Source organism: Flectobacillus sp. BAB-3569 (assembly GCF_002270355.1).
In the GTDB taxonomy this organism is placed as follows: domain Bacteria; phylum Bacteroidota; class Bacteroidia; order Cytophagales; family Spirosomataceae; genus Flectobacillus; species Flectobacillus roseus.
Genome location: NZ_NJFZ01000003.1, coordinates 211,947 through 229,858, shown reverse-complemented (window position 1 = coordinate 229,858; position 17,912 = coordinate 211,947). Strand labels below are relative to the sequence as shown.

Annotated in this window: 10 protein-coding genes; 4 read left to right on the top strand and 6 right to left on the bottom strand. The window is 36.5% G+C overall.

Annotated features, from left to right (window positions below; genetic code table 11):
* Positions 1-141: 141 nt before the first annotated feature.
* On the bottom strand, positions 142-897 hold the full coding sequence (locus BWI92_RS01730; RefSeq protein ID WP_095160398.1) for an NIPSNAP family protein: 756 nt from the start codon (positions 895-897) through the stop codon (positions 142-144).
* A 408-nt stretch (positions 898-1,305) separates the two neighbouring features.
* Between BWI92_RS01730 and BWI92_RS01725 the strand changes: the two genes are divergently transcribed.
* Positions 1,306-2,130 carry an Abi family protein gene (locus BWI92_RS01725; protein ID WP_095160397.1) on the top strand — a complete coding sequence of 275 codons (825 nt, stop codon included), beginning with the start codon at positions 1,306-1,308 and terminating at the stop codon, positions 2,128-2,130.
* Here the strand turns inward: BWI92_RS01725 and BWI92_RS01720 are convergent.
* On the bottom strand, positions 2,029-6,258 hold the full coding sequence (locus BWI92_RS01720) for an OmpA family protein (protein WP_095160396.1): 4,230 nt from the start codon (positions 6,256-6,258) through the stop codon (positions 2,029-2,031). The genes BWI92_RS01725 and BWI92_RS01720 overlap by 102 nt on opposite strands.
* Before the next feature lie 408 nt (positions 6,259-6,666).
* On the opposite strand from BWI92_RS01720, the gene pth reads away from it, so the two are divergent.
* The gene (gene pth, locus BWI92_RS01710) at positions 6,667-7,227 is read left to right on the top strand and encodes an aminoacyl-tRNA hydrolase (RefSeq protein ID WP_095160394.1); all 561 of its coding nucleotides are present in this window, start codon (positions 6,667-6,669) and stop codon (positions 7,225-7,227) included.
* 1,260 nt (positions 7,228-8,487) lie between these two features.
* Here the strand turns inward: pth and kduI are convergent.
* The 3 genes from kduI to BWI92_RS01690 all read right to left on the bottom strand — a co-directional run bounded on the left by kduI (position 8,488) and on the right by BWI92_RS01690 (position 14,619).
* Positions 8,488-9,318: a 5-dehydro-4-deoxy-D-glucuronate isomerase gene (gene kduI / locus BWI92_RS01705; RefSeq protein ID WP_095160393.1), complete on the bottom strand. Its 831-nt coding sequence runs from the start codon at positions 9,316-9,318 to the stop codon at positions 8,488-8,490.
* Between the two features lie 801 nt (positions 9,319-10,119).
* Positions 10,120-12,153 (bottom strand): methionine--tRNA ligase, encoded by a 2,034-nt coding sequence (metG, locus tag BWI92_RS01700; RefSeq protein ID WP_095160392.1) that lies wholly within the window; start codon positions 12,151-12,153, stop codon positions 10,120-10,122.
* A gap of 828 nt (positions 12,154-12,981) precedes the next feature.
* A complete protein-coding gene (locus BWI92_RS01690) occupies positions 12,982-14,619 on the bottom strand; it encodes an ABC-F family ATP-binding cassette domain-containing protein (RefSeq protein WP_095160390.1) in 1,638 nt (545 codons plus the stop codon).
* A gap of 278 nt (positions 14,620-14,897) precedes the next feature.
* Between BWI92_RS01690 and rpsU the strand changes: the two genes are divergently transcribed.
* Both rpsU and BWI92_RS01680 read left to right on the top strand, forming a co-directional pair.
* Positions 14,898-15,092, top strand: a complete 195-nt coding sequence (rpsU, locus tag BWI92_RS01685) for a 30S ribosomal protein S21 (protein WP_095160389.1) — start codon at positions 14,898-14,900, stop codon at positions 15,090-15,092.
* Positions 15,093-15,222: 130 nt separating this feature from the next.
* Complete coding sequence (locus BWI92_RS01680; protein WP_229362635.1) at positions 15,223-16,074, top strand: tyrosine-type recombinase/integrase; 852 nt, start codon at positions 15,223-15,225, stop codon at positions 16,072-16,074.
* Positions 16,075-16,282: 208 nt separating this feature from the next.
* Here the strand turns inward: BWI92_RS01680 and BWI92_RS01675 are convergent, their stop codons facing one another.
* Complete coding sequence (locus BWI92_RS01675) at positions 16,283-17,806, bottom strand: sigma 54-interacting transcriptional regulator (protein WP_095160388.1); 1,524 nt, start codon at positions 17,804-17,806, stop codon at positions 16,283-16,285.
* Positions 17,807-17,912 lie beyond the last annotated feature (106 nt).

Below are 17,912 nucleotides of genomic sequence, written 5' to 3'. Positions count from 1 at the left end.
GTGTGTTTTATTAATCGTTTCTTAAACAACTCGTAGCAGTATATGAATTGTTTCTAAAGTTATGTAAAAAAGAGAAATGATTGAGTCCCAAAAGACTCTTAGTTGCAATATTAGCAACTCTTACAGGTTTGTCCTTTGATTTTATTTAATCGGCGAAAAATCCGTTGGCATCAGATATTCTGATTTTAAATATACCGTGAGTAATCCTCCTGCTTTAGCTTCTGTTTCAGCTTTTACCTTTTTCCACGCTGGATCAGCATCAAATTCCTTAAATGATGCCAACCCTGAAGCTTTGTCTTTATGCACAACAAAATAGTATAGCATATCCTCCGCACCTTGACTACTCTCAGTTGGTGTCCAATAAATCAAATTATGAATACCGTGTTTTTCGAGTAGTTCAATAGTGTGGTTTTTAAAGCGGTCGAGCAAATTGCCCAGATTATTAGGAGTAGCTTTATAAACTCTCAGTTCAAAGACACGATTGCCTACATTTTTCCAATCATAAGGTGAAAAGTTGGTCATTTTTAAGTCAACACTTTCCATTTTAGCAATGATTTCTCCCTCTTTTGTGGTTTCTGCCACCACTTTTTTCCATGCTTTATCCTCCATAAAAGCCTTTGAATAGGCTTCTTTGGCTGCTTTGTTAGGAAATGATAGCAAATAGGTCAGCTTACTTTCTGTATTGTCGACAGGTACCCAAAAACCTTCTACTTGGATATGGTGCTTTTTGAAGAGTTTTAGCGTATGGTTCTTAAAACGATCTAGTAGTGCGTCCAACTTACCTTCAGTGGCATAATAGGTACGCAATTCGTACAAACGATCTTGTGGCGTTTGTGCCTGAAGTGTGGCTATTTTTAGGAACAATAAACATACAAGAATCAGTCGAGGAGCTTTCATGGGAGATAAATTTGTTGAAAAATGTAATAGATTTTGAATATATAAAAAAAGGAAAGAACTCTTTTCGCATCCTTTCCTTTTTCCATAAAATGATGGTTTATGACTAGAGAATCATCTATTTTAAATAAATATTTTTACATTTGTTCAGTAAATAAATAGTCGTACCTATAAGTAAATAAGATAATGAAGATATATCACCTCAAAGCTACTATTAGATTAGTTCAGCTCAAGACTTGTCTATTAAACCCCACTCTTTTTATTTTACCTAATACACTTTAAGATAAAATCAAATCTTAGAGAATAGGCTATTCCCTATAAAAACAAAAACCCCGACACATGGCAAGCCAGCGGTTTCGGGGAATACGTTGTAAAAATAAGTGATTTTATTCAAAAAACAATAGCAACGAATTGTCAAAGCAGTATATACTTCACGAAAAGTTACTTTCAAAACCACGTCTAGGGCGTTTTCTAACAGCTACACAAGGCAATAAATCACAGGCTGTTAGACTATATAAATATAATTTAAGACTATCTCAGTCCCTTTTTGGAACAATTTCAATGCTTGAAATTGCGTTACGAAATGCTATTAACAAGCATTACCAACAACACTTAAACCAACCAGACTGGCTAAAATATAATAGTCAACCATCAGGCTTATTTTATGACCCTTCATTAAGAAATCATGCAGGACGTTTTGAACAAGCTGAAAAAGTTAACTCCACCATAATCGCATTAAGAAAAAATTACTCTCACGATAAGGTTGTAGCAGGTCTGAGTTTTGGATTTTGGAGATTTATGTTTTCTGGAATTCAATTTAAAGTTTTTGGAAACACATTATTACAAATATTCCCTAATCGTCCGAAAGGGATAAATCAAAAAAATATTTACCAAAAACTTACAGATATCAATAATTTACGAAACAGAATTGCTCATCATGAACCCATTTGCTTTGATGTTAACAACAAACCCTCTATCCTTTATTCACAAAGACACTTTCAGGATATTTTGGAGTTATTAGAATGGCTTGGTTACCCCCCTATTCAAATTCTCAGCAACCTAGAATCTCCTGAAAAAGAATGGAAAAAATACAGAAGATACGATGATATTACCATTAAAAAAATGGTAATATCGTTACTGAATCCCTACAATCTCTACTCTACGATTTCTTTTCTTAGTATCTTCGTTATCGTTTGGAGCTACTGGCTGAGTGCCTCCGTAGCCTTTAAATGTTAAGCGTTTGTCGTCTATACCTTTACTTACAAAATAATTCAAAATCACTCTTGCACGGTTTTCAGATAAGGCTTTATTTAATCTTGGGTCGCCAACATTATCGGTATGTCCTGCAATTTCGATTTTAGTTTGTGGATTTTGCTTCAACATAGTCACTACCTTATCCAATTCTGGATAAGATTCTTTCTGGAGAATAAAACTTCCTTGCTCAAAATACACATTGTTCAGCACAAAGGATTTTCCTTTTTCAATCTTCTGCACTGCATCTGGAGTATTTTTGGCAGCAGGTGCTTCTGCTTTAGCTACCACAGTAGGAATCTGCGTGTTTTCTTTGGTACGAGTCAGTAATATTTCTTTCTTTTTGTCCACCGATGAAGGCTCTATTTTAGCAGAATAAGGCATATATCCTTCTGCTTGGATATCTAACTGATACGAGGCAACGGGACTTAACTCAGCACTATAAATATCGTTTTTCAGATTTAAAGCCAACTCTTGCGAAGATTTTAAATCGGTCAAATGCGCTGTAACATTACTCACAATGTTTTTATACTTGGCATCGATTACAGAGAACGACAGGATGCTTTCTTTTTCAAGCCAAATAGCTGTTTTGCCCTTATCTTTCTTCATACTCTCGTCGAGTGTGAAGCGTCCGTCGTATAGCTTGTAGCCTTCTGCTTTTACCTCGATAGTATAATTTACTTTGTCCATTAATGACGCCAGCACATATTCGTTACGAATGTCGGTAACCCCTTCTGCGATAGCACCACCTCCTGGCGCGCTAATTTTTATGCTCGCAGACACTCTTGATTTTTTGACCGCATCAATAGCATACAACTGAATGAAATACTTTTTGAAGGGTTGTAATTCCAAATCTTTACGCTGATCGTCGCTTGTAGCCTGTATTTGTGTTTCGTATTCCTCAAAACCTGCTGCTTTTACTTTCATTTTGTAAGTATGTCCTGGCGTCAGATTTGCACTTACCTCTCCGTTTGGTAATGTTACCATGGCAGATACCATTTTGTTGGTCTGAATATCTGTCATTATCACCAAGGCATCTTTCAATAAATCACGCGTTTCGGCATGAACAGGGCGAGCAGTAAGTACCGAAAAATCTCTTGAGAAATACACATTAAAACTTCTGCTAGCCGAGAGATCTGCAATTATAATTTTCTCTTTTTTAACAGAATACCCTTTTACTACTGTCTCAACATAATATGAACCAAAAGCAGGAATGACAAACTTAAACTCCATTTTCCCTGATACAGTCAATCCTTGGCTTACGACGCTTCCATCTGCTTTGGTTACCTTAAATATAGCTTCCAAAGGCTTTTGTGAAATAGAATCTTTTGCAGCCAATGTTACAGTCATATCCGACGCCACTCGTGTCATTCGGCATACTAATTCTGTTCCTGAAAAATTACTTATTTCTTGTGAAAAACGTTCAAATCCGCTCGACACCAATTCTATTCGATATTTGTTTTCTGGTAAAATCGAAATACTTGGCGAGCCATCATTCGAAATAATCACCTCAGGCTTGGCATTTTTATCTGACAAATCATACAGCGCATATTTCTGAACATCAATTTTGGCACCTGTTGCATTATCTACTACTTTGATGGCAACCTGTACATATTCTTTTTCGAGACGAATGATATAATTATACTTTTTGTTTTCAAGCAAGTCAGCCATGTTGAAGGTACTTTGCTTCTGCTTGAATGTGGGTGCTGAAGTTTCGACAGTAAATACTTCTTTTTCAGAAATTCGTATTTCTACCTCGGATTTACCTTGAAAAGTTTCGACACGATTAGACTTTTCTAGTTTAACCGTTAGATTTGCCTCCACAGGTTTATTGGTTTTAGCATCCAAAATGGTAAAACTAACAGGAACTGATTTGTTTCTATACAAAGTAAAAGTAAGCGTTGCACCGACAGGAATATCTTCAATTTTTTGAGATAAAGGACGATAACCATCTGCACTTGCCACCACCTCAAAAGAACCTTTCCGTTTCATCATAGCTTTAAATTCGCCAGCATTACCCTGTGTAGTTGGATTGACTTCACCAGTAAGCATATCTGCAATCTTCACTTTCGAAGTTTTGATAATTTGCTTAGTATCTCCATCCACAATTTTCACCGTCATCGGATAACGGTCATTTTGCATGGCAATCAGCTCTATTTTCTTTTCACCTAATTTAAACTCAGGGAATTCAAGTGTTTTTTCAAAAGGCAAATAACCATCTGCCTCCGCCGAGATTTCTAATACGTCATCTTTTAAAAGTTTAATCTCAAAAAACTCAGTATCCTTATTGGTTTTACCTTCTAAAACTTCTCCTTTTTTCTTTGTTTTTACTTTAAATGAAGCATACAAAAGTCCTTGAGTTATATCGTCTACAGCCTTCAGGCGTATCAGCGTAACCTTTCGAGGAATCAACTTTACTGTCAAATCATTGGTTGATTGCGAAGTGATATTGAGGTCGTTGTCTTCAAAATAATCGGATTGAATAGACACTTTTACCTGACGATTTTCTGGAATATGAAGCTTTACAGAATTCATACCTGTTTGTGGCGCAAACTGTGCTGTAGTACCCGTTCCACTTTCAGTCAAAACAACCCTCCAATTTGGCGCAGGCTGATTGGTGCTAGCATCCAATGCCTTAATTGTAAGATTGGTGGTAGTAGCCTCTAAAGCGATTTGCGTGAGTGGCTTTGCATCTTTTTGATTATCATATTTGAGGGGTTGCCTAACAGGATTATATCCTTTGGCATTTACCACTAGTTCATATTCTTGTCCTAAAGCTACTGCGCTGGCAATTTGTCCAGTTGCACCTTGTTGTTGAGTAGCAATAGCTTTTCCACTTCCCTTTTCTAAAATCTCAACTTGTGCTGGCACTAGAAAACGAGTTTGTGAGTCAACTACTTGGAAAACCAATTTAAGTTGAGGTACATTGGCTGGAATTTTGGCTGGAGTTGGCTCAACCTTTGCCTGATTGGCGAGCATCACCAACTTGATTGGCTCGACGCTTGCCTCACAGCTCGATTGATTGGTAAGATCCAGTCCTAATCTTTTTTCATAATAGCCAGCCTCTCTAATTTCAAAAGAGTAGTTTCCTTTTGCAGGGACGATAGCAGTATAATTTCCTTCAGTGTTCGACAAAAATGACGCAATGAGCGTATTCCCCTTATTTTTATCAAAAATATTGATTCTAGTTGCCACAGGTTTATTGGTGAGTGAATTGGTAATAGTACCAATAATGGTCTGATTTGCAAATAGTGAAACCGAAGTGGTATAGATATCATTATTTTCAACAAAGAATAACTCTTGTCCACACGCAGGTATTGCCGCAAACAAATCAGCTTGCGGTGTGTTTACCTCATTTAAAGGTTTTGCGGGCGACCATGTATTATTCGCTTGAAGAGTAGAATAATATAAGTCAAAATTACCTTTTCCTTCTTTTCTTACCGATGCAAAAACCAAAGTTTTACCATCAGGCATGATTCGAGGAGCTTTTTCACATAGCAAATTGATAGGGCTTGGCAACTCAACAGGTGCTTTCCAACTTCCATCAATGGCTTTTTCGGATACCATGATTCTATAGCAAGACTGGGCATCTTGTGTGTTTTTTTCATTGTATTTGGCACGAGCAAAATACAATTTTTGTCCATCAGGTGACAGAGATGGATATCCTTCGTAATCGGTGGTATTGATAGTATTAGGCAAACGAGTTGGCGACGACCATCCAGTAGACTCTTTTACAGAAACAAAAATATCTTCGTGACCAGAAGATTCTTTGCTTTCTGCCGAGAAATACAGAATATTTCCATCGTAGCTCAAGCAAGGAGCACCGAAAGGTTGATTTTCGTAAAAAGTAGCGCTGATTTTGGGTATTGGTGTAGGCACAGACCAAACATTTCCTTTTCTTTTGGTTTCGAACAACTTCCAATCTCCCTGTCGATTTGACTCGAAAATCATGGTACGACCATCTGCACTAACCGTCGGAGCTGTTTCTATAAATTTGGCTGTGTTAACAGGTGGGTTTAAGGCTTTTTTTCCTTGCGCTACAATATACTGCGAACTCAAAGAGCCAATTATTCCCAAAAGTATAAACTTAATATTTCGTGTTACGTTTTTCATGGGCAATTAATTACTTTGCAAAATTAGTTAATTTTGCCAATTGCGTACCTTGCTTTACACTCTTAGATGAAGTACCGAGTAGCTTTCTTTTCTTTATAACGCACAATATGACGGTTCATGTTTTGCAAGAATTTGAAAAGTTTTTACTCTTGACTGTCAAAAAAGCAGGTACATTAGGATTTTGAAACCAAAAGATACAGGGTTCAATGATTTTTTTGCAGAATTAGGCACTCAAGTCTCATTTTTTGACTGATTTATTTTTATTTGGTGCGTCTTCAGAAAAATCATCTCATAAAAATTGCATTTAATCTATAAATAACACAGTTTCGTATCCTGATTTACCCTGAGGCATTTATCTGTAAAAATTGGATTTAGCAGGGATAAGAAACATACAACAGTATTATTAAAATGAAATATTTAATTGTTGGCTTAGGAAATATCGGCCCAGAATACTTATTCACTCGTCACAATATCGGCTTTATGGTCATTGATAAATTAGCTAATACACACGAGGTAAAATACGATATGAGCCGCCTTGCCTATCATACCGAATTTAGACATAAAGGTAAACAAATTCACTTATTGAAGCCTACCACTTATATGAACCTAAGTGGCAAAGCGGTAAATTATTGGCTAAAAGACTTAAAAATAGAGCCTGAGAATCTACTAGTTATTACAGATGACATTGCTCTACCCTATGGAAAAATGCGTTTAAAAACCAAAGGTTCTCACGGTGGGCACAATGGTTTGAGAAACATTGAAGAGCTATTGGGCACGCAACAATATAGTCGTTTGCGTATCGGAGTTGGAAGTGATTTTTCGAAGGGTCGACAAGCCGACTATGTACTAGGTAATTTTACTGAATCAGAAACAGCCTTTTTACCCGAGCATCTTGATAGAGCAAGTGAAATAGTACTTTCATTTTGTACTCAAGGCGTAAATCAAACGATGAACAAATACAATCAGTAATTGTACTTTTTAAAGAATTTTTCCATTTTTTCAAAAAGATACAATCAGAATAATACAGTAGTATTTTGCACAATTAACAAAATATTATTTTGGTATGCTTACCGACAATTACATCTTATATCCAACTATTCACTGATTTTGAAATAGTTATGGTATAGTTAGCTTCGTAAATTGAAAAAAAACATTTGGAGAATTAAAAAACTTTGCAGAAATTTGCATCATCAAACAACAGCAAAATAATTTGTACAAATCAACGATTAAGCAAATTATTAAAAATGCGAAAGATGACATAAAAAAGTTACAGGCGTCAAAAAATCAGTATGTAAATTATTACTAGAAAAAAAGAACCAAACACTCTCATTTTTCGTTAATTTATTAAGTAAAAATACTGAAAACAAAACTTGTTGTTGTTCCTTACAAAATTACTTTTGGAAAGGTTTTTGCAAGAATTAGTAATTAGAAACTTGTAAGTCGATTTAAGACTCAAAAATATTTTTTTCATAGTTAAATAGGTTTAGAGGTAAGACGAGAAAGGGCGTTTTCAATGGAGACGCCACTTTTTAATTCTCCTCAAAAGCTATTCAAAGATTTTGGCCAAAGGCCACCGTTTTTTTCATAGTTAAATAGGTTTAGAGGTAAGACGGGAAAGGGCGTCTTCAATGAAGGCGCCACTTTTTAAAAACATTTACACTCAAAGTCGATTAGGTAGTAGCGAATGGACAGATGGTTGCGATAAAGAGTTTTTGATTTTGTAAAAGGTGCAGTTATTTTTCATAGTTAAATAGGTTTAGAGGTAAGATTTGAAAGGACATGGCTATTGGCTTCGTCCTTTTTTTGTTTTTATTCCCTTTAGTTTTACTCCACTTATTCGCCACAATTATGACTTCATACCCAAAAATATGTATATACATCAATTTTTCAAAACTCATCAAAAACTCCCCTTTTGTATCAAAGCGACACAATAAAAAAAATTTGTACAATTCTTAGTAAATCCCAATCGTTAGGTATATATTTGTATCAATTTTCATAGTTAAATAGGTTTAGAGGTTAAACAGATAAGGGCGGGAGCTTCTCCTGTCCTTATTTTTATTATGGATTCTGCATATTTCACAATTTGCAACTATCTATGCAAATTGTGCTAAATCCTGTATTTAACGACTCAACAATTCATACTTCAATTTACTGAATATCAAACACTTTCTGAAAAAGCAAAAAAAATCTGCCACTTTAGTAGCAGATTTTGAAAGACATTTCTTGCAATTATCGTAAGTCTGAAATCGCAGCAAAATCCATATCTGTAAAGTCAAGGTTTTCGCCAGCCATACCCCAAATAAATGAGTAGTTGGTAGTACCAGCACCTGAGTGAATAGACCAAGGTGGAGACACAATCGCCTGATGGTTTGCTACTAGCATGTGACGCGTTTCTTGTGGTTGTCCCATAAAATGGAAAACGCGGTGCTCTTGTGGAACATCAAAGTACAAATATGCTTCCATACGACGGTCATGCACGTGTGATGGCATGGTATTCCAAACGCTACCTTTGTTCAACACGGTAAGCCCCATTACGACCTGACAGCTCTGTAAACCATCTTTGTGGATATACTTGTAAATCGTGCGCTCGTTTGAAGTTTCTAAGCTTCCTAAAGCTACAGGAGAAGCCTCCTCTTTCGATAATTTACTAGTAGGATATTCGTGATGTGCCGGAGCCGATAAAATAAAGAAATTTGCAGGGGCTGCAGCATCAACACTTTTAAAAGTTACCTTCTGAGAACCTTTACCAATGTACAAGCAGTCCAATTTTGACAATTCAAATACCTGACCATCTACCTCGATTGAACCGTCGCCACCTACGTTGATGATACCAGCCTCTCTTCTTTCAAAGAAATAAGTCGATTTTAAGTTATCATACGTCGGTAACTCCAATGCTTGTTCTACAGGCATTGCTCCACCAATAATCACACGGTCGTAGTGCGTATAAACGAGCTGAATAGTATCAGCAACGAAGTTTTTCTCTACTAAAAAATTGTTTCTTAACGCTTGCGTATCGAAGCCCTTTGCCTCATTTGGGCTGATGGCATGAAGAATTTGCATATTATTTATTTGGTTTTAATAGACTAAGAGAATACTTCTTCAAAAAGAATCCTGCCTTCTAAATCTACTTAGAAAGACTAAAAGATTATTTTACCAGAACAATTTCCTGTAATCATTTTATTTAAAAAGTACAACTTTTATAAAATCAGTTTATTGAAGAATATTCATTCAATATAAGGTATATTAGGACTGATTGTAAAACGAATCTAAATGGTTTTCAAATTTTCTCTTAGTATCTGAAAGAGTTTTTTTGTGCAATCGTTACCGTAAACGTTATCAATTTAGATCCTAAGATATTTCAAGTACTTTCTCCCTCCTATTCTATCTGATTTTTGGGACAATGATATCACAAACTATATTCTTCCTTAAATGGCAATCATGCTTTCAAGGAATCCCCAATAAATACTATTTATCAGATTATGATAACCGACAATAATCACGCTTTTTTAAGGCAAAACATGAGCCATTCCAAATTGAGTGATTATGCTAAAATTTGTGGGATAACTGTAGAGAATCAATGCTTTGCATATTAGGCTAAATCATATCTAGCATAGTAGTATCAAAACATAAGTCATCCCGAATTTGGGCATTTGGGTTATTTCCCAACTGTTTATCAAAAAAGGCGTTCGAAAAACTAATTTCGAACGCCTTTTTTGATACTAATATGCTATGCCTGACTCAGCTTAAGACGCAAGCATTGCGTCTCTACTGGTAAAATTCATTTTAAAAATAATCACTCATTCGCTCAATCACAATTCACTCAATTAGGAATGAATCCTAATAACGCTAACTATGAATCTTCTAGTTAATAGAAGCTCCGCTCCAAACGTCTTTTGAAGGATGCAAGAATGCCAAAGAACCATCTTTATCTTCCGCCATCAAAATCATTCCTTCAGATACCATTCCCATCATTGGGCGAGGTGCTAGGTTAGCCAAGAAAGTTACTTGCTTTCCAATCACATCTTCTGGAGAGAAATGCTCTGCAATACCACTCAAAATGGTGCGTTGCTTAAGCCCATCGTTCACTGTCAACTTCAATAGTTTCTTCGATTTTGCTACTTTCTCTGCGGCTTCGATTGTACCGATACGCAAATCCATTTTCGCAAAGTCATCGTACTGAATTGTATCCTTAATCGCTGAAACTTCTTTTCCTGCTAATTCATTCATTTTTTTAGCGTCTTGTAATTTTTGAATCTGTGCTTGAACAGTGGTGTCCTCAATTTTATCGAATAACAAACCAATCGACTCAATTGGACTTCCTGCCGTTAATAAATCTGCATTTCCTGCATCTGACCAGTTCAATCCAGATAAACCTAAGCCTGTGCTTAATTTAGCAGCAGTGAAAGGCATAAACGGTTCAGAAACGATTGATAAAGTTGCAGCAATTTGCAAACCTATATTCAAAATTGTGCCAGTGCGTTCAACGTCTGTTTTGATTACCTTCCAAGGCTCTGTATCTGCCAAGTATTTGTTACCCAAACGTGCTACATCCATCACCAAAGCCAAAGCCTCACGGAACTTGTAGTTGGCAATAGCATCACCAATTTTATTTGGCAATTCAGCCAAAGTATCTAATGTCTGACGATCAAAATCAGTTAACTCGCCACGTGCAGGGATTTTTGATTCAAAATTCTTTTGCGTCAACACAAAAGCACGGTTAACAAAGTTTCCAAGGATACCTACCAATTCAGAGTTGTTACGTGTTTGGAAATCTCCCCAAGTAAAGTCTGAATCTTTTGTTTCAGGAGCAGAAGCTGCCAAGGCATAACGCAATACGTCTTGCTTGCCTTCAAACTCACGAAGGTATTCGTGCAGCCATACCGCCCAGTTACGTGACGTAGAAATTTTATCACCTTCTAAGTTCATAAACTCATTGGCAGGTACGTTATCAGCCAAAATAAAGCGACCATCTGCCATACACATCGCAGGGAAAATCAAGCAGTGGAAAACGATATTGTCCTTACCAATAAAGTTTACCAAGCGAGTTTCAGGGTCTTGCCAATATTTTTGCCATTCGTCGGTCAACTCTTTGGTCATTGAGATATAACCAATCGGCGCATCAAACCACACGTATAATACCTTGCCATCTGTATCAGGAAGAGGTACTTTTACACCCCAATCCAAGTCACGGGTCATGGCACGTGGACGTAGACCGTCGTTTAACCAAGATTTTACTTGACCCAATACATTGGTTTTCCATTCTGGATGACTAGCAATATATTCCTCCAAAGCTGGTTGCATTTTGTCTAATGGCAAATACCAGTTTTTGGTTGGTTTCATCACAGGTTTTTCACCACTCAAAGCCGAGCGAGGATTAATCAACTCAGTTGGAGATAGTGTTGAACCACATTTTTCGCACTGATCGCCATAGGCATTTTCATTGCTACATTTTGGACAAGTACCTATGATATAGCGGTCAGCCAAAAAGGTTTGAGCTTTTTCATCAAAATACTGTTCTGTAACTTCTTCAACAAATTGACCTTTGTCGTACAAATTTTTGAACATTTCTTGAGAAGTCTCATGATGCACTTTATTTGAAGTACGAGAATAGATATCAAAAGAAATCCCAAATTCCTCGAAAGAATCTTTGATGATTTTGTAATACTTATCAACCACTTCTTGTGGTGTAATACCCTCTTTCTTCGCTTTGATCGTAATAGGCACACCATGCTCGTCGGTTCCAGAAACGAATTTTACATCGTGACCAATTGAACGTAGGTATCTAACATAAATATCTGCTGGCAAATAACAGCCCGCAATATGCCCAATATGGATAGGGCCATTGGCATAAATCAAGGCAGCTGTTACAGTAGTTCTTTTAAATTGCTTTGTCATTATATAAACGGAAGAGTAGCTATCTCTTCTTAAGTTTTTGATTCAAAATTTCGGGCAAAATTACGAATAATTTACATGCTATAGGCTGTAGGCGTTAGGCAAAATAAGATTCAACTATTTAGCTGTCGGCTTTCGGCAATGGGCTTTCGGCAAAATATATCTGTAGTTATTTAAAAACATGTTAAAACTCTTTGCCTTGTGCCTGTTGCCTAAAACAGAAAAATTAAATATTATTCTGCACGATTACTTAAGTATTAGTGCTGAATTACGAGTTGTGAATCATGAATGTAAAATTCTAATTATCAGCACCTTACATCTTCTGTTAATTAAATATTATTTTGCACGATTACTTAAGTTGGTGGGCAAAATAAAATTTAATTTTTGAGCCTTTGGCTTTCAGCTTTGGGCTTTCGGCAAAATATATCTGTAGTTATTTAAAAACATGTTAAAACTCTTTGCCTTGTGCCTGTTGCCTAAAACAGAAAAATTAAATATTATTCTGCACGATTACTTAAGTATTAGTGCTGAATTACGAGTTGTGAATTATGAATGTAAAATTCTAATTATCAGTACCTTACATCTTCTGTTGATTAAATATTATTTTGCACAATTACTTAAGTTGGTGGGCAAAATAAAATTTAATTTTTGAGCCTTTGGCTTTCAGCTTTGGGCTTTCGGCAAAATATATCTGTAGTTATTTAAAAACATGTTAAAACTCTTTGCCTTGTGCCTGTTGCCTAGTGCCTAAACACATAACTTAAATCTTATTTTGCATGATTACTTATTACTGAATGTCGATAGCTGAAAGCCGAATGCCTAATATTTTACTTACGCTTTTCTTTCAATGTCTCTTAAGTTCTCCATTTTCTTATTTCTCAAGAAACCGTTAATGTCTTCTAAGTGCTCTTTTACACGTTTGTTGCCAAATTCGAAAACTTTGGTGGCCAAACCATCCAAGAAATCACGGTCGTGAGAAATTAAGATAATTGTACCTTCAAATGCCTTGAGAGCTTCTTTCAAAATATCTTTGGTCTTAAGGTCAAGGTGGTTGGTTGGTTCATCCAGAATCAACAAGTTTACTGGCTCCAATAACAACTTAATCATAGCCAAACGAGTTCTTTCTCCTCCTGAAAGTACTTTTACTTTCTTCTCAATAGCATCGCCGCTAAACATAAACGCACCGAGGATATCCTTGATTTTAGTACGAATCTCCCCTACTGCAATATTATCAATCGTTTGAAATACTGATAATTCTCCATCCAATAAAGCTGCTTGGTTCTGAGCAAAATATCCAATCATGGAGTTATGTCCAATTTTCAAATCACCTTCGTGCTGAATTTCGTTCATAATTGCTTTAACAAAAGTAGATTTACCTTCCCCGTTTTTCCCTACAAAAGCTACTTTTTCGCCTCTTTCGATGGTCATCGATACGTCTTTGAAAACTAAATAATCATCATAGCTTTTGGCAACGCCTTCTGCAATTACAGGATAGTTACCCGAACGTGGCGCTGGTGGAAACTTTAGATTCAAAGCAGATGTATCTACTTCATCAACCTGAACAATATCCAATTTTTCTAACATCTTCACACGTGACTGCACTTGCAAAGTTTTTGAATATGTACCTTTAAAACGCTCGATAAACTCTGTCGTTTCGGCAATCATTTTTTGCTGTTCATTAAACGCTTTTTGTTGTTGCTCCAAACGCTCTTTACGAAGTTGTTGGTATTGTGTATAATTTACCTTGTAGTCATAAATTTTACCCATTGTTAACTCAATGGTACGGTTGGTGATATTATCAACAAACGCTCTATCGTGAGAAATAACGATTACCGCTTTGGCGCTATTCAACAAAAAGTCCTCAAGCCATTGTATCGACTCGATGTCCATGTGGTTGGTTGGCTCATCTAGCAAAATCAAGTCAGGATTTTGGAGTAAAATTTTTGCCAATTCGATACGCATACGCCAGCCACCACTAAATTCACTCGTTTGGCGCTGAAAATCTGAACGAAGGAATCCCAAACCCAACAAGATTTTTTCAACCTCCGCATCATAGTTGATTTCTTCGATAGAGTAATATTTTTCACTTACTTCCGAAACACGCTCAATAATCGCCATGTATTCATCAGATTCGTAATCAGTGCGCGTTTCGAGTTGGTGATTGAGCTCGTCGATTTCGGCTTTCATACTCAACACATTAGAAAATGCCTTTGAAGTTTCTTCAAATACCGTTGAGTTGTCTTCTGTCAATAAATGCTGAGGCAAATAAGCGATAACAGCATCGGCTGGCTTCGAGATTTTACCACGCGTTGGCTTGTCAACACCTGCAATAATTTTCAACAAAGTGGATTTACCAGCTCCGTTTTTGCCCATCAAGGCTATTTTATCTTTTTCGTTGACGTTGAATGTTACATCACCAAATAGCGCACGACCGCCAAACTCTACTGTTACGTTATCTACAGAAATCATATATAAAAAATAGCCCGTTTTCGTTTTTAGCTATTGCCTTTTGAAGTTATTATGTGTATCGAGAAAATTCTAGCATACAAAGATAAGGCTGATTTATGAATTCTTTCGGAGAAAAGACTTCCGAATTGAAAGTATTCTTTTGCGCCTCGATTTAAGTACCTACTACGTAAGGGTTCTGAAAAAGCGTGGGTTTGTTTGATAAAAACCCTTGACAATCAAATTGGAAATACTTATCTTTGCACCTCAATTATTATTAAGGCAATAAACAAACAAACAATATGCTGATTATCAACGTAAAAGAAAACGAGTCAATCGACAAAGCTCTTAAAAGATTCAAGAAAAAATTCGAAAAAACTGGTGTAGTTAAAGAACTTCGTAGACGTATGGCATTCGAAAAGCCATCTGTTGAGCGTCGTACTGAAGTAATTCGTGCTTCATACAAGCAAAAAATGTACGGTAACTTAGAGTCTTAATTAACGTTTGATTTCATTTCATAATGTTATCATTTAATCGCGAATTAAGCCGATAACCGTTCAGCATTCATAAAAAATTGACTATCTTTAGAATCATGAATTCAGAGATAGTCAATTTTTTTTAGCCTACATACAACACGAAAAACGTTGTAGCGATCACACCACCACGGCTTATCGCAATGATATGTCGCAGTTTAGTCATTACCTTGCCAATACTTACGATTTTCATCATCCTCAACTTGCCGACCACCAAATGATTCGTTCGTGGGTGGTATCTCTTTCGGAAGCCAAACTCGACAGTCGCTCGATTAATCGAAAAGTGGCTACGCTTCGCAGTTTTTATAAATTTTTACTTTTCAAGAAAATCATCGACCAAGACCCTATGCGCAAGGTCGTGGCAATGAAAACAGCCAAGAATATTCCTACGTTTGTAAGAGAAAGCGAGATGGAAATGTTGTTGGACAAGGTGGAGTTTCCAGAAGATTTTGAGGGTGTCCGTGACAAACTCATCATGGAATTGCTCTATGGCTCGGGTATTCGTTTGTCAGAACTTATTGAGTTGGAAGTAAAAGACATTGATTTTTACCAACATACCATTAAGGTTTTAGGTAAAAGAAATAAGGAAAGAATTGTGCCTATTCATGCCAATCTCTCTGCGCAAATAAAGGAATATATTGAGATAAGAGATAGAGAAGGTTTTCAACATCATTTGTTGATTGTAAGCAATAAAGGCGAACAAGGTTATCCTGTGATGATTCAGCGAATTGTCAAAAAATATCTTTCACTTGTAACAAGCTTAACGAAAAAATCACCTCACGTATTGCGTCACTCTTATGCCACCCATTTGTTGAATAATGGCGCCGATTTGACTGCTATTAAAGATTTAATGGGACATACTTCCTTAGCTGCCACGCAGGTATATACCCACAATTCGATGGAAAAATTGAAAAAAATATATGAGCAGGCGCATCCGAAGGCATAATTGAGTGGGTGAGTGATTTTTATAAATTTCCTAGTTCAAGACTTTGTCTTGGACTTATTTTTTTAAAACAGTTTACAAACTGTAATCAAACACTAGTTCGAGACTTTGTCTCGAACTAGTGTTTGATTTTTAAGGTAAGACATTGCGTTTCTACTGATAAAACATAGAAAAACAATCATTCATACACTCAATCAAAAATCACTAAATACTATTCTTCGTCTTCAAATTTGAAGTTATCCAAATCAAACAACGAATCTGTTAAGTCCTTGAATTGAAGACCTTGGTCAAGCGTTTTCTTTGAAATCATTGAGAATTCTGAAAGTCCGTGCAATACAAACTCCATCATAAATAATTTTTCACGACCTTCAAATGTTGGATATATTTTTTCTACCAGTTCATCCAAGCCATCAATAGTTCTCAATCTTGATGAATAGTCAGCATCAGAACTATCGTTGAAAATATCAATAATGTTGCCATCCATAAACCAGTCGATAATTGGTTTGTATGGGTTTTTACCAGCTTTGTCTTTCGCCAACTTTTTGATTTTTTCTGGGTCTGGGAAGAAGTTCAAAAACTGCGTACGGATGGCTTTGCCAACCAAGTTTTGAGCCACAATGACAGGACCTTCTACCTCGCCTTCATACACTAACTCAACCTTGCCACAAACCGCAGGAATCACGCCAACTAAATCGGCAACACGTACATAGGTTTTTTCTTCCCCATTCAATAAAGCACGACGCTCGGCAGCAGAAATAAGGTTTTCATATGCCGAAATAGTCATCCTTGCCGATACACCAGATTTGGCATCTACGTACTCTGATTGACGAGCTTCAAAAGCAATTTGTTCAATCAAATCCTCCACTAAGGCATTGGTGGTCACCAATTGTTCTTGCTCAGGTTTGATGTTTGCTTCTTGCAAGGTAATACGTTTTCCGATTTCTAAAGTCTTTGGATAATGCGTAACAATCTGAGAATCAATACGGTCTTTGAGTGGCGTTACAATAGAACCACGGTTGGTATAATCCTCAGGGTTGGCTGTAAACACAAACTGGATATCCAAAGGCAAACGCAATTTGAATCCACGAATCTGAATATCCCCTTCTTGTAGAATATTAAACAAAGAAACTTGAATACGAGCCTGTAAATCAGGCAATTCGTTAATTACAAAGATACCACGATGCGAGCGAGGAATCAAACCAAAGTGGATAACACGCTCGTCAGAATAAGGTAGTTTGAGGGTTGCAGCTTTAATCGGGTCGGCATCACCGATGAGGTCAGCAACAGATACGTCTGGAGTGGCTAATTTTTCTGTGTAACGGTCGTCACGATGCAACCATGAGATAGGAGTATCATCTCCTTTTTCAGCTATAACATCTTTGGCAAAACGTGATAGCGGTTGCAAAGGATCGTCATTAAGTTCAGAACCTTCTACCACTGGCACATATTCGTCTAAAAGATTTACCATTAAACGAGCAATACGAGTTTTGGCTTGTCCACGCAAACCTAATAAGTTGATATGATGTTGCGAAAGAATCGCACGTTCGATATCTGGAATCACAGTATCCTCATACCCCCAAATCCCATCAAATACTTTTTCTTTATTTTTAATTTTTTGAATCAAGTTATCACGCAACTCTTGCTTGATAGATTTTGCCTGATAACCTGCATTTTTTAATTCGCCAAGAGTTTTGATAGCGAGTAATTGGGTTGCTGAAAGATTTTTGTAAGACATAAATTATTTTTGATTTTGGGATATAGGCGAATTTTCAATCGATTTCAAAAGGATTTCCGCCATAATTCGACCACTTATTTATCTAATTCTGCCGTTCACATACATT

What these genes read in the sequence shown, in the direction of transcription:
- BWI92_RS01730 (WP_095160398.1), bottom strand. Translation starts at nt 897, where the DNA reads ATGAAAGCTCCTCGACTGATTCTTGTATGTTTATTGTTCCTAAAAATA.
- metG (WP_095160392.1), bottom strand. Translation starts at nt 12,153, where the DNA reads ATGACAAAGCAATTTAAAAGAACTACTGTAACAGCTGCCTTGATTTAT.
- BWI92_RS01690 (WP_095160390.1), bottom strand. Translation starts at nt 14,619, where the DNA reads ATGATTTCTGTAGATAACGTAACAGTAGAGTTTGGCGGTCGTGCGCTA.
- BWI92_RS01720 (WP_095160396.1), bottom strand. Translation starts at nt 6,258, where the DNA reads ATGAAAAACGTAACACGAAATATTAAGTTTATACTTTTGGGAATAATT.
- pth (WP_095160394.1), top strand. Translation starts at nt 6,667, where the DNA reads ATGAAATATTTAATTGTTGGCTTAGGAAATATCGGCCCAGAATACTTA.
- kduI (WP_095160393.1), bottom strand. Translation starts at nt 9,318, where the DNA reads ATGCAAATTCTTCATGCCATCAGCCCAAATGAGGCAAAGGGCTTCGAT.
- BWI92_RS01675 (WP_095160388.1), bottom strand. Translation starts at nt 17,806, where the DNA reads ATGTCTTACAAAAATCTTTCAGCAACCCAATTACTCGCTATCAAAACT.
- rpsU (WP_095160389.1), top strand. Translation starts at nt 14,898, where the DNA reads ATGCTGATTATCAACGTAAAAGAAAACGAGTCAATCGACAAAGCTCTT.